Origin of the sequence: Pantoea sp. GM01 (genome assembly GCF_000282675.1) — a bacterium.
GTDB lineage: Bacteria > Pseudomonadota > Gammaproteobacteria > Enterobacterales > Enterobacteriaceae > Pantoea > Pantoea nemavictus.
Genome location: NZ_AKIU01000004.1, coordinates 53,544 through 66,042, shown reverse-complemented (window position 1 = coordinate 66,042; position 12,499 = coordinate 53,544). Strand labels below are relative to the sequence as shown.

Below are 12,499 nucleotides of genomic sequence, written 5' to 3'. Positions count from 1 at the left end.
AGGGGACAGAGTTACGATTTGTGCGTCATTTTCCAAAAAAAGTGTTCTAATCCCAAAATTAAGACAAAGTTTATGCCGGTAAGCTCGGTACAGACATTTTTAGCAAAGTAAAACCCGGCCGGGCTAACTGGTAAGCGGCTGTTCATCGTGGAATAATTATCGACTATGAAGGGAAAAGCGACCGTTACACACACAAGGACCCGTCACAACGGCACTGCGCATCCGTTGTCATTCCGCTGGTCCGAAATCTCCCTGAGTCTGCTTCTGGTGGGCACACTGTTAATACCTGCTGCTGCTCGCAGTGCGGATGACAGCAAAACGCAGTTGAAGTCCATTCAACAGGACATTGCCGAGAAAGAGAAAAGCGTTAAAGCGCAAAAGCTTCAGCGCAGTAAACTGTTGGACCAGCTGCAAAGTCAGGAAAAGGTGATCGCGCAAGCTAGCCGTCAACTGCGTGAAACACGCAATAGCCTGAGCACGCTTGATGGGGAAATTACCCAGATTACGTCATCAATTTCTCGTCTGGAAAAGCAGCAAGCACAGCAGGAAAAACTGCTGGCGCAGCAGCTTGATGCCGCCTTCCGTCAGGGACAACACAACGGTTTGCAGTTACTGCTTGGTGGTGAAGAAGCTCAACGCAGTGAGCGTATTCTTGCCTATTTCGGCTATCTCAACGCCGCACGTCAGAAAAACATCGACGATCTCAAGCAAACTCAGCAGCAATTGGCCGAACAGCGTCAGGCATTACAAGGTAAGCAAGACCAACAAAAATCCTTGTTAGCTCAGCAGCAAACGCAACAAGACAAACTGCAAGTGGCCAGCGCAGCGCGTAAGAAGACGCTCAGCGTGCTGGAAAGCTCGCTGGAAAAAGATCAGGCCGATTTGGTTGAGATGCGCGAGAACGAAAGCCGTCTGCAAAGCAAAATCGCCAAGGCTGAACGTGAAGCGCGTGAACGTGCCGAACGCGAAGCGCGCGAGGCCGAGAAGGTGCGCCAGCGTCAGGCGCAGGCGAAAGCCAAAGGATCCAGTTATCAGCCAACGCAGAGTGAACGCGAGCTGATGGCGCGTACCGGTGGATTAGGCAAACCCGGCGGGCAAGCGGTTTGGCCGGTACGTGGACGTATTGAACATCGCTTCGGTGAATCGATGCAGGGCGAACTGCGCTGGAAAGGTCTGGTGGTTGATGCGCCAGAAGGCACCGAAGTGAAAGCCATCGCTGATGGACGGGTATTAATGGCCGACTGGCTGCAAGGCTACGGTCTGGTTGTCGTACTGGAACACGGTAAAGGTGACATGAGCCTTTATGGTTACAACCAAAGTGCACTGGTGAGCGTAGGTGCTCAGGTGAAGGCAGGACAGCCTATCGCCCTTGTGGGCACCAGCGGCGGCCGCGGCACGCCTTCGCTCTACTTTGAAATCCGACGTCAAGGACAGGCCGTCAATCCACTACCGTGGTTAGGAAGATAAGTTTTGTTTCAACCCTTTAAGCTCTCGGCCGCCCTGTGCGGCCTGTTTATGACACTTTCTGCCCATGCGGGCAAACTCTCCATCGTGATCGATGACTTTGGTTACCGGCCGGTTGAAGAGAATAAAGTGCTGCAGATGCCCACGGCAATTTCTGTTGCGGTATTGCCCAATGCGCCACATGCGCGCGCGATGGCCACAAAGGCGCATCAGGGCGGCCGCGAAGTGCTGATCCATCTGCCAATGGCTCCACTCAGTAAACAGCCGCTGGAGAAGGACACGCTGACGCCGGAGATGAGCAGCGCCGAGATCGAGCGCATCATTCGTGAAGCCAGTGGCAAAGTGCCCTACGCGGTTGGGCTGAATAATCACATGGGCAGTAAAATGACCTCCAGCCTGCCCGGGATGCAGAAAGTGATGCAGGTGCTCAATCACTACAACTATTACTTTCTCGATAGCATGACGATTGGTAACAGCCAGTCGATTCCGGCAGCGCAAGGCACAAACGTTAAAGTGCTGAAACGTCGGGTATTCCTCGATGATAGCCAGAACGAAGCCGCCATCCGCACGCAATTCACCCGCGCAGTGAAGCTGGCACAGCGCGATGGTTATGCCATCGCCATTGGTCATCCGCATCCTACAACGGTGCGCGTACTGCAGCAGATGTTGCCGTCCTTACCCGCCGATATTACGCTGGTGCGCCCAAGTCAGCTGCTGAATGAGCCGCTGCATCACGGCTCAACCTCGTCGCCTGCTAAAAACCTACCACTACCAGATTCACGTTTCCGCGCGCCGGGCGTGTGTAAGGCTGGCAAGCCGTTGCCGCCGGTGCCACAGAGCCGGGTATGGCAGGTACTGGAAGAGAGCATCGTAAACAGTTATGTTGCGCATCAATTGAGCCAGCTTTTTTAAGATTTTCGCCGAGGCCCGGTGACGTCAAACTGGGCCAAAGTACCGCTCTGCTCAGTGAAAAATGAAACTAATAAATTGGGCGCAGGTCATACAGGTTTCAGTTGGTTAATTTTAATGATGATGGAATGAATTCTAATAATGCGTAAATTGTGGAAAATAAAGGCACTTGATAAAGCGATCAGGTTGTACATGCTGGTGAAAGGCAATCCACTGCAAACACCACCGGACCTGGCGAATATCGATGCCCGTCATGTTGTTATTTTCTCTACTACCGCATTAGGTGATTTTCTCTTTAACTCCCCCGCAATAAGAGCAGTGAGACAGCGCTATCCCACAGCGATCATTACCCTTGTCGCCCATCAGAAGTTTGCTGATTTTTTAAAAGATGGCGAAGACTGGGATAATTTAGTTTTCTGGAATAATAAAGCCATCACTTTGCCTGACATGCTTAAAAATTTAGGCAAGTTTCCAAAACCTGATTTAACGCTGCTTTTACACTCACACGAACCTTACGACTATATCGCGGCACTACTCGCGGGCTCGAAATGTATTATTAAAGATAACTATGTTGACCATTTCGCTTATCGTGACAAATGGTTATCAAGATATCAGATTGATTTTCGCGGTCACATCATTGAGCGTAAACTCTCATTAGTAGAGGCCTTAGGATGCGACAGCTCAAATATTGAAATGAAGATGCCCTTTCCGATCGCTGAGAAAAAGGTTAACAGCTCACCGCTTGTTGGATTTCAACTGGGAGCATCAACAGCAGAACGTTGCTGGGCACCGCAACACTTTGCATCAGTAGCCAGTTCATTATTCATAACGCATACAGGCTTAAAAATTACGCTTATCGGTGGTCCAGATGATAAACACCGTGCTGAAACATTTCTCCAGCATTTGCCGGAATCTTTTCATTCTCGAGTGAGTAATCGTGTCGGGAATACCAGCCTGCCTGAACTAACAGACCTGCTGAATAATCTGGATGTGCTACTAACTGGCGACACGGGTCCTTTGCATATTGCGGTTGCGATTAAAACCCCTACGGTTGGCTTGTTTACTACCGCAAATCCCTATGCAACCGGCCCACTGCAGAATCCCGAACTGCACGATATCATCCATATTCTTCCGGACAAGGATCGCCAGAATAGCGCACATATCATGGATGTTATTGAACCCAGTATGGTAATTGAAAAACTATCACATAGGCTGGCTTTAAAAGCCCAAACTAAGCATTAATATTTATTACTCGAATAATAAGGTTTAATATCGGAAACTCTGCTTTCCGATATTAATCAACTGATTCTCTTATCATCGTTCGCCTAGAATCCTCAGATCTTTCATGGCGCAGATAATATCATCTACTTCGATGCTTGAAACTGGATGATGTTTATCCCTGGTATAGAGTTGGCGAGCGGTATCGTATCCTGGTCCCCAAACCTTACTATTCACGAATTCACCGTGGAGATCATTACCATAAAGGCTGACCAACGGTTTTTTCCATGCGGCGGCAATGTGGACAATTGCGGTGTCAGGAGAGATCACCATGTCTGCTAAGCGAACGATTTCACATGCGCCGGTCAACGTGGGATAAGGATTGATGATCGCATCCAAATGCGTCAACTGCTTAATCCTGGCCGGATCGCCAACCACAATAACCTCTACCTGCTGCCATTCTTGTTTAACTCTTTCAATCAGTGCATTCAGCTGTGACAGCGACATATCCCGGCGCGGATCGGCAGCATAGGGATTGATAACAATCTTATATGGCGCTGATATGCCCGACATAAATTCATGAATCTCACTGCGTACCGCGTCAGGCACATGAATGTCATAATCGGTACTAAAGGCGATAAAATCAAAACTTTCCATTAGCAACTGATAACGCTCAGTTACGTGGCTGGAATATCCGAGATAATCTAATGATTTATTATAGATATTAAAGCCTTTTTTATTAAATCCAACCACATTACTGGCATTCAACGTTTTAAGTAACAGCAAGTGGAACGGGGAAATTTTATCCCCCATATCGATAACAACATCATAGTTATTTTTCGCCAGAGCCTTAGCTTGCTCCAGCTTATGTTTGTTATCCTTCCCCACCACATAATACTTATTCACATAGGGATTAAATTCGATGATTTTGGCATTATTTTTTCCTGCCAATACGTCAACGACATATCCTGCACGCTTAAACTCACGGAATAGTGAGGTTGAAACCACCATATCGCCAATTTTATCGTCATCGCGTAAGAAAAGTACGGATTTACGCTCTGAAATCGCAAACTGTCGCTTTGAGCGATGATCCAATATCAGCCGTGCAATATGCAAGCGCAACGCTTTCATCAAATAATTACGCTGACGGTTAAGCGCACGCAGTTTGGCGAATTTTTTCTTCTTATCCACGGCTGATTTGTCCGGCATCTTGTGGGGAATGTAATAAGGTTTCAAGCTGAATAAAAACATCCTGCGCAGCAATCGAGGCCAGATTGTTATCCTGCGCTTTAAGTTCATGCTGGTTCTTACCATATCCGCCAATCAATCCCGGATCGGTCGGCCCAAATAACGTGATATTTGGGCGGTCCAGCGCTGCGGTCAGATGACTTAAACCGGTATCCACCGAAACCACCGCACGCGCGCCTGCTAATTGCTGCGCTACCTGCTCAAGGGTTAATTTCGGCAGCACCTCAACATGTTCAAAGCCTTCCGCCAGGCGCTGCGCGCGCTGATGCTCGTGCTCTGCGCCCCACGGCAACTTTATGCGCAGGCCCGTTGGCTGCACTAATTCGATCAACTCGCGCCAGTGTGATTCCGGCCAATGTTTGTTGTCGCGCGTGGTCGCGTGCAGAAACACCAGATAGGGCTGCGCATCATGCGGCAGCGTTGACAGGAAATGATCGGCAATGGCGTAGTCACCCTGGGTGGCGGGCTTTGCATAGCCGAGGCTCTTAGCAAACAGCTCACGCGTGCGTTCTACGGCATGCTGTTGCTTGTCGATTTCATGACGCTTGTCGTACCACCAGCTAGCAAAAGGCTCGCGTGCACTGCGGCTGTCCTGGCCGTGTTTCTCACCTTTTGCCAGACGTGTGACCAGCGCGGCGCTTTTGATCAAGCCCTGCGCATCAAGCACCACATCATATTCACGTGATTGCAGTTCCCGCTTGAAGCGCACGCGCTCTTCACGCTGCTGGCTGCCAAACCAATGCTTGCGCCAGCGGCGAATCGCCACAGGCAACACTTTATCCACAGCGGGATGCCAGCTCGGGATTTGGGCGAAATTCTCTTCAACGACCCAATCGAACCGAATGCCTGGAATGGCCTGCATCGCATCAGTGAGCGCCGGTAACGTATGCAGCACGTCTCCCATCGAGGAGGTTTTAACAATCAAAACGTGCATTTCTACTCCTGCACCGGATGCAGCAACGCGCTCAATTCCTGATGAACACGCGCCGGCTGAATATCAATCAGGCTTTGGTGATAACCCTGCTCGGCATCGCCTTTGCGGACTTTATGATAGCCGGTGATCAAACGAATAATGCGAGCATGCTGGGACAACGGCGGAGTGAAATCCGGGCTGCTTGGGCCATACAGCGCCACCAGTGGACGATTCAGCGCAGCTGCAATGTGCATTAAACCCGAATCGTTACTGACAACGGCGGCGCAGTTCGCCACCAGAATCACCGCTTGCTCCAGTTGCGTATCGCCAGCCAGATTGCGGCAATGTACACGTGCCGCTTCCGGCAGCGTTTGAATAATGGTATCGCCGGTTTCACGATCTTTCGCCGAACCGAACAGCACCACCTGATAACCTTCGCCAATCAACTGTTCTGCCAGCGCGGCGTAATGGTAGTGCGGCCAGCGTTTTGCCGGTCCGAACTCGGCGCCCGGGCAAAAACCGATGACCGGACGATCGGCTGACAGCGCAAACTGCGCCGCCGTCATGCGTTTCTCATCGTCATCAACACGCAGTTGCGGCCATAGCAACGGCTGCGGCAGTTGCTGGGCTGAAGCGAGCGGTTTGTCGTAGCTGAGCGCCACATAGCGCTCCACCATCAACGGAAACGCCGCTTTATCCAGCACGCGTACGTCATTCAATACGCCATAACGCATCTCGCCGCGCCAACCGGTGCGACGTTTGATTCCGGCAAAAAACGGCACCAGCGCTGATTTGAAGGAGTTCGGCAACACATAGGCGCGGTCATAGCCGCTCGCCTGCAGGGTTTTCCCCAAACGGTGCCGCTCACCCAGCGCTAATGCGCCATGCCCGAGCGGCATCGCCAGTGCCTGGTTCACTTCCGGCATGCGCGACAGTAACGGGCGGCACCAGGCCGGCGCCATCACATCGATCACCGCCTCAGGATGCTCAGCCTTGAGCGTGCGATAGAGACTTTGCGACATCATCATATCGCCGACCCATGATGGGCCAATAACCAGAATTTTCATCGCTGGAGCCGCTTTCCTTATACGCTACGGTTTAGCCAGGCCATGTATTCGCCCACGCCTTGCGCGACGGTTTTAAATGGCTTGTCGTAACCGGCTGCACGCAGATTAGTGAGATCGGCTTGAGTAAACGCCTGATAGCGACCTTTCAGCTTATCCGGGAATGGAATGTACTCAATCTGGCCTTTCTGATGGAAGTTCAGCACCGCATCCGCCACTTCCTGGAAAGACTCGGCACGGCCGGTACCGCAGTTATAAATACCGGATACGCCGTTTTCCCAGCACCACAGATTTACGGCAACCACATCATCGACATGGATAAAGTCGCGGCGGAAGCCATCGCTGCCTTCGAACAACTTCGGATTTTCATCATTGCCGATCTGCGTATTGAGATGGAACGCCACGCTGGCCATGCCACCTTTATGACCTTCACGCGGACCATAGACGTTGAAGTAACGGAATCCGCATACCGGTGATTCGGCTTCTGGCAGAATCTGGCGCACATAGTGATCGAACAGCATTTTTGAGTAGCCGTAGACGTTCAGCGGCTGCTCGTACTGGCGCTCTTCGATGAAGTTCTCATTGCGGCCACCGTACGTCGCGGCAGAAGAGGCGTACAGGAACGGGATTTCACGCTCCAGACAGAAATGCAGCAGATCTTTTGAGTACTGATAGTTGTTATCCATCATGTACTTGCCATCCCATTCGGTCGTTGCCGAGCAAGCACCTTCATGGAATACCGCTTCGATTGGACCCAGATCTTCGCCAGACATGATGTAGCTGAGGAACTCCTCTTTATCCATGTAATCAGCGATATCGAGATCGGCCAGATTCACGAACTTGGTGCCATCCTTCAGATTATCCACCACCAAAATGTCGGTAAGACCGCGGTCGTTCAGCGCTTTAACAATGTTGCTGCCAATCATGCCAGCGCCACCGGTTACGATAATCATATGCTTTGCCTTTAAAGAGTTGGGGTGCAACAGGAGGTTTCACCCACGAATGCCTAACATCATAACATTTCAGCCAGACGCAGGCAGCCAGATGACTCCGGAAGCGCTGCACAAATCCTGTCCGCAGCGTGAACTATGCTGCAAAACCGAGATATTGATGGCTGAAATATCGTCTATTCGCTTTTCGATCAGTAATATGTGCCAAAATTTTGCTATCTGAGGAGCAGAATCATGTCCAGTCAGTTTTATTCGCAAATTCGTCAACAGCTTGAGACAACACGTCACGACGGATTGTTCAAACAAGAACGCACCATCACGTCGGCGCAGCAGGCGGAAATCAACGTCGCTAATAGCCCGCCCGTCATCAACTTTTGCGCCAATAACTATTTGGGTTTAGCTAATCATCCGGCATTAATCCAGGCGGCGAAAGACGGCATGGATTCACACGGCTTCGGCATGGCCTCAGTGCGCTTTATCTGCGGCACGCAGGACATCCACCAGCAGCTCGAGCACAAGTTAGCCGAATTCCTTGGTATGGAAGACGCCATTCTGTTTTCCTCCTGCTTTGATGCCAACGGCGGCCTGTTTGAAACGCTGCTCAGCGCGGAAGACGCGATTATTTCGGATGCACTCAATCATGCATCGATCATTGATGGCGTGCGTCTGTGCAAAGCGCAGCGCTATCGTTATGCCAACAATGACATGCGCGAACTGCGCGCACGCTTGCAGGAAGCACGCGACAAAGGCGCGCGTCATATCCTAATCGCCACCGACGGCGTGTTTTCTATGGATGGCGTGATTGCCAATCTGCAGGGGATTTGCGATCTGGCGGATGAGTTCGATGCACTGGTGATGGTTGATGATTCGCATGCAGTGGGCTTTGTCGGCTCGACCGGGCGCGGCACGCACGAATATTGCGGCGTGATGGATCGCGTCGACATCCTGACCGGCACGCTGGGCAAAGCGCTGGGCGGCGCATCCGGTGGTTATGTGGCAGCGAAGAAAGAGGTTGTGGAATGGCTGCGCCAGCGCTCGCGCCCTTACCTGTTCTCCAACTCACTGGCACCGGCGATTGTGGCTGCCTCGCTGCGCGTGCTGGAGTTACTGAGCGAAGGCGATGGTTTACGCCAGCGACTCTGGGAAAACGCGCGCTTCTTCCGCGAACAAATGACCGCCGCTGGTTTCACACTGGCTGGAGCCGACCACGCCATCATTCCCGTGATGCTGGGCGATGCCAAAGTGGCGCAGCAATTCGCCAGCCTGTTACAGCAGGAAGGCATTTACGTCACCGGTTTCTTCTATCCAGTGGTGCCGCAAGGCCAGGCGCGTATCCGTACACAAATTTCGGCCGGACATACACAGGCACAGCTGGAACACGCGGTTGCCGCCTTTACGCGCATTGGTCAGCAGCTGGGCGTTATCGCTTAAGGAGCAGGTACATGAAAGCACTCGCCAAATTAAAAGCTGAAGAAGGCATCTGGATGGTCAACGACGCTCCGATTCCGGAGCCGGGCCACAATGACCTGCTGATTAAGATCCGCAAAACCGCCATCTGCGGCACCGACGTGCACATCTATAACTGGGACGACTGGTCACGCAAAACCATTCCGGTACCGATGATCACCGGACACGAATATGTGGGTGAAGTGGTGGGCATGGGGCAGGAAGTGAAAGGTTTTGCCATTGGCGATCGCGTATCCGGTGAAGGCCACATCACCTGCGGTCATTGCCGTAACTGCCGTGCGGGACGCACCCATTTATGCCGCAATACGGTCGGTGTCGGCGTCAATCGTCAGGGCTGCTTCGCCGAATATCTGGTGATCCCGGCTTTTAATGCTTTCAAGATTCCCGACAATATCTCTGATGAGCTGGCGGCCATTTTCGATCCCTTTGGCAATGCGGTTCACACCGCGCTGTCGTTTGATTTAGTCGGTGAAGATGTACTGATTTCCGGTGCCGGCCCGATTGGTATTATGGCGGCTGCGGTGTGTAAGCACGTCGGCGCACGCCATGTGGTGATCACCGATATCAATGAATATCGCCTCGAGCTGGCGCGTAAAATGGGCGTAACGCGTGCGGTTAATGTGGCGCAGGAGAATCTGCGTGACGTGATGGCCGAACTTGGCATGACCGAAGGCTTTGATGTTGGACTGGAAATGTCCGGTGCGCCACCCGCGTTTCGTACCTTGCTGGACGTCATGAACCACGGCGGCCGCATCGCGCTGCTGGGAATTCCACCGGGCGAAATGTCCATTGACTGGAATCAGGTGATCTTTAAGGGGTTATTCATCAAAGGCATTTACGGCCGTGAGATGTTTGAAACCTGGTACAAAATGGCCGCACTGGTACAGTCTGGCCTCGATCTAACGCCAATCATTACCCATCGTTATCACATTGATGCGTTCCAACAGGGCTTTGATGAGATGCGTTCGGGGCGATCCGGCAAAGTGGTATTGAGCTGGGATTAATCGCGCGGTGTAGCGTCCTGAGTACCTAAACGGTATAAAGGGCGCTCTTACTGGCCACTCATTTGGACGTGATATGCGCATTTTGATGATTATTGATGGTTTACCGGGCGGCGGCGCGGAAAAAGTCGTGTTAACCCTGAGCGAATCGATTCATAAAATGGGACATCACGTTACGCTCTATTCACTTGATGAAACCTGCGCCTATGCGCTGCCTGAAGGCATTGAATATCGTGTGATTACCTCACCCAGCAGTGCGCCGTGGCGCAAGCTGACCGAATTGTCGCGTCGCGCTAATAAGCTTGATGAAGTGTTACGTCAGGATGAGGCGCAGAACGGCAAGTACGACCTGGTCATTTCCAATCTGCATAAAACTGACCGCATCGTTGCGCGCAGTAAAGCTATCGATGCAGCCCGCTTGTGGTACTGCATTCATGGCGTGCTCTCTTCAACCTATTTGGGACACCGTAAAGGACTCAACTACTGGCTGAAAAAGCGCAAAATGGCCGGCATTTATCAACAGCGTAATATCACTGCTGTGTCGCAAGCCGTGCTGGATGACATGGTTGATGTGATGGATGTGCACCCCGCCAAAACCGCCGTCATCAACAATCCGTTTGATTTACAAGCATTACGCGCGCGCGCGAATGACGCCTGCGATTTGGCTGGCAGTGAATACGTGATCAACGTGGCGCGCATCCATCCGCAAAAACGCCAGGATCGTCTGTTGGAAGCCTTTGCGCAATCTGGACTGGCATCTCGCGCTAAGCTGGTGCTGCTTGGCACCGGCACTGAAGAACGCATTGCCGCAGCGAAACAGCTGGCACAAACGCTCAACATTGCCGATCGCGTGCTATTCCTCGGTTTTCAATCCAACCCGTTCCCGTACATCAAACATGCGCACCTGATGGTGATGAGTTCGGACAGCGAAGGTTTTGGCAATGTGATCGTGGAGTCTTTGATGCTTGGCACGCCGGTAATCAGTACCCGCTGCCCGGGCGGTCCAGAGGAAATTCTGGTCAAAGCCGGCATGCCAGAAATGCTCACCGAGATTGATGCGGGCGCATTAGCCCGCAAAATGGTCGAGGTTTATGAACAACTGCCGGAAATAAATGAAGAGGCACTTAATCAATACGATGTGACGGCCATCAGCCGTCAATATGTCGAACTCGCGTCACGTTAACGCTGCTGCAATTGCTGCCACGCCTGCCAGACCGTTTCTAGTGAGATATCACGACACTCGCCCGAATCGGTCTGCATAATTTGATACTCCCCCGACCACGGATGCCATTGGCTGGCGTCAGTATCGCCAAAGAAAACTACCTGTTTTTTATGCAACCCGGCGGCAAGATGCATCTGCCCACCATCGCTACACAGAATCTGCTCACAGCGATCAAAACCTGCCACCAATTCGCGAACCGATGCGGTGGGATAGCGCGCCACCCGCGGTGAGTTCACGCATTGCATCAGCTCATCGCTGCGTGCCGCATCCCCTTTATCATTGAGATCAAGCGTTCCCTGCGGCGACCAAAACACCAGTACCTGTGCCTGTTCATCCTCCAGCAGCTTATTGATAAAAGCCGCATAAGACGCCACCGGCCAGCGGCGTTTAGGGCTGCGACTGCTGATGTGCACGCCGTAAACTTTGCCCGGTTGGGGGAACAGTGCGCTAACGCGCTTAGCCGCCACTTCACGTTCGCTTGCGGAAAGATAGAGATTGACCGCAGGGACGGCTGGCGGAGTTTGGGTCAGCGCTGAGAGATACGAATAGGTGTGTTCAACCTGATGCTCGCCACGGAAATCGCTTTTCTGGAAAGGATGATCAAGCTCGGCATCAGTCTGAGCCGCGCCAATTACGTTACCTGCACCGGCCATTTTCGCCAACCGCAGGCTATATTTGCACGGCACAGGATTCGCCAGAATCGTGGCATCAAAGCGTGTTTTACGCAGCGCCAGCATGACCTTCACGCGCTGCCAGTAAACGCCCAGCGTGGTTTCGTTTTTACTGCGATGCTTGGCTTTCTTATAAACATATAAGCGATCAACATGTGGATTATGGCTCACCACATCCTCAGCAACTTTGTTCACCAGCAGCGTCAGCTTTGCATCGGGAAAAGCCAGTTTCAAACCTTCCAGTAGCGGCGTAGTACACACCATGTCGCCAATGTTGTCGCGCCTAATCACGAGAATATTTTTCATGCTGATGCCCAGATTGAGGAGTTTTTATCGAACGTTCAGCGTCGACAAACTCTTAAAGATGCAGGA

11 protein-coding genes are annotated in these 12,499 nt (G+C 52.0%); 6 read left to right on the top strand and 5 right to left on the bottom strand.

Annotation, left to right across the window (positions count from 1 at the left end):
* Window positions 1-165 precede the first annotated feature (165 nt).
* The 3 genes from envC (at window position 166) to PMI17_RS01340 (ending at window position 3,615) form a co-directional block, all read left to right on the top strand.
* Complete coding sequence (envC, locus tag PMI17_RS01350; protein WP_007885324.1) at window positions 166-1,467, top strand: murein hydrolase activator EnvC; 1,302 nt, start codon at window positions 166-168, stop codon at window positions 1,465-1,467.
* 3 nt (window positions 1,468-1,470) lie between these two features.
* Entirely contained in the window at window positions 1,471-2,376 is a 906-nt protein-coding gene (locus tag PMI17_RS01345) for a divergent polysaccharide deacetylase family protein (protein ID WP_007885322.1), read from the top strand.
* Between the two features lie 138 nt (window positions 2,377-2,514).
* Entirely contained in the window at window positions 2,515-3,615 is a 1,101-nt protein-coding gene (locus PMI17_RS01340; protein WP_036619886.1) for a glycosyltransferase family 9 protein, read from the top strand.
* 72 nt (window positions 3,616-3,687) lie between these two features.
* On the opposite strand, the gene PMI17_RS01335 is transcribed toward PMI17_RS01340, so the two are convergent.
* From PMI17_RS01335 to rfaD, 4 genes are read right to left on the bottom strand one after another with little or no spacing between them, the layout of a single operon-like run.
* Window positions 3,688-4,782 carry a glycosyltransferase family 9 protein gene (locus PMI17_RS01335; RefSeq protein ID WP_152929123.1) on the bottom strand — a complete coding sequence of 365 codons (1,095 nt, stop codon included), beginning with the start codon at window positions 4,780-4,782 and terminating at the stop codon, window positions 3,688-3,690.
* Window positions 4,775-5,773, bottom strand: a complete 999-nt coding sequence (gene rfaC / locus PMI17_RS01330; protein ID WP_007885316.1) for a lipopolysaccharide heptosyltransferase RfaC — start codon at window positions 5,771-5,773, stop codon at window positions 4,775-4,777. Before rfaC ends, PMI17_RS01335 begins: the two co-directional genes overlap by 8 nt.
* Before the next feature lie 2 nt (window positions 5,774-5,775).
* The gene (rfaF, locus tag PMI17_RS01325) at window positions 5,776-6,819 is read right to left on the bottom strand and encodes an ADP-heptose--LPS heptosyltransferase RfaF (protein ID WP_007885314.1); all 1,044 of its coding nucleotides are present in this window, start codon (window positions 6,817-6,819) and stop codon (window positions 5,776-5,778) included.
* Window positions 6,820-6,836: 17 nt separating this feature from the next.
* Window positions 6,837-7,769 carry an ADP-glyceromanno-heptose 6-epimerase gene (gene rfaD / locus PMI17_RS01320; protein WP_007885313.1) on the bottom strand — a complete coding sequence of 311 codons (933 nt, stop codon included), beginning with the start codon at window positions 7,767-7,769 and terminating at the stop codon, window positions 6,837-6,839.
* A gap of 231 nt (window positions 7,770-8,000) precedes the next feature.
* Between rfaD and PMI17_RS01315 the strand changes: the two genes are divergently transcribed.
* From PMI17_RS01315 to PMI17_RS01305, 3 genes are all read left to right on the top strand, one after another.
* Window positions 8,001-9,197, top strand: a complete 1,197-nt coding sequence (locus PMI17_RS01315; RefSeq protein WP_007885312.1) for a glycine C-acetyltransferase — start codon at window positions 8,001-8,003, stop codon at window positions 9,195-9,197.
* An 11-nt stretch (window positions 9,198-9,208) separates the two neighbouring features.
* Window positions 9,209-10,237, top strand: a complete 1,029-nt coding sequence (gene tdh, locus PMI17_RS01310) for an L-threonine 3-dehydrogenase (protein WP_007885311.1) — start codon at window positions 9,209-9,211, stop codon at window positions 10,235-10,237.
* Window positions 10,238-10,310: 73 nt separating this feature from the next.
* Window positions 10,311-11,417 (top strand): glycosyltransferase, encoded by a 1,107-nt coding sequence (locus PMI17_RS01305; protein WP_007885310.1) that lies wholly within the window; start codon window positions 10,311-10,313, stop codon window positions 11,415-11,417.
* Here PMI17_RS01305 and PMI17_RS01300 read toward each other — a convergent pair.
* The gene (locus PMI17_RS01300) at window positions 11,414-12,433 is read right to left on the bottom strand and encodes a glycosyltransferase family 9 protein (RefSeq protein WP_007885309.1); all 1,020 of its coding nucleotides are present in this window, start codon (window positions 12,431-12,433) and stop codon (window positions 11,414-11,416) included. The genes PMI17_RS01305 and PMI17_RS01300 overlap by 4 nt on opposite strands.
* Between the last annotated feature and the right edge of the window lie 66 nt (window positions 12,434-12,499).

What these genes read in the sequence shown, in the direction of transcription:
- PMI17_RS01300 (WP_007885309.1), bottom strand. Translation starts at nt 12,433, where the DNA reads ATGAAAAATATTCTCGTGATTAGGCGCGACAACATTGGCGACATGGTG.
- rfaD (WP_007885313.1), bottom strand. Translation starts at nt 7,769, where the DNA reads ATGATTATCGTAACCGGTGGCGCTGGCATGATTGGCAGCAACATTGTT.
- rfaC (WP_007885316.1), bottom strand. Translation starts at nt 5,773, where the DNA reads ATGCACGTTTTGATTGTTAAAACCTCCTCGATGGGAGACGTGCTGCAT.
- envC (WP_007885324.1), top strand. Translation starts at nt 166, where the DNA reads ATGAAGGGAAAAGCGACCGTTACACACACAAGGACCCGTCACAACGGC.
- PMI17_RS01305 (WP_007885310.1), top strand. Translation starts at nt 10,311, where the DNA reads ATGCGCATTTTGATGATTATTGATGGTTTACCGGGCGGCGGCGCGGAA.
- PMI17_RS01315 (WP_007885312.1), top strand. Translation starts at nt 8,001, where the DNA reads ATGTCCAGTCAGTTTTATTCGCAAATTCGTCAACAGCTTGAGACAACA.
- PMI17_RS01340 (WP_036619886.1), top strand. Translation starts at nt 2,515, where the DNA reads ATGCGTAAATTGTGGAAAATAAAGGCACTTGATAAAGCGATCAGGTTG.
- rfaF (WP_007885314.1), bottom strand. Translation starts at nt 6,819, where the DNA reads ATGAAAATTCTGGTTATTGGCCCATCATGGGTCGGCGATATGATGATG.
- tdh (WP_007885311.1), top strand. Translation starts at nt 9,209, where the DNA reads ATGAAAGCACTCGCCAAATTAAAAGCTGAAGAAGGCATCTGGATGGTC.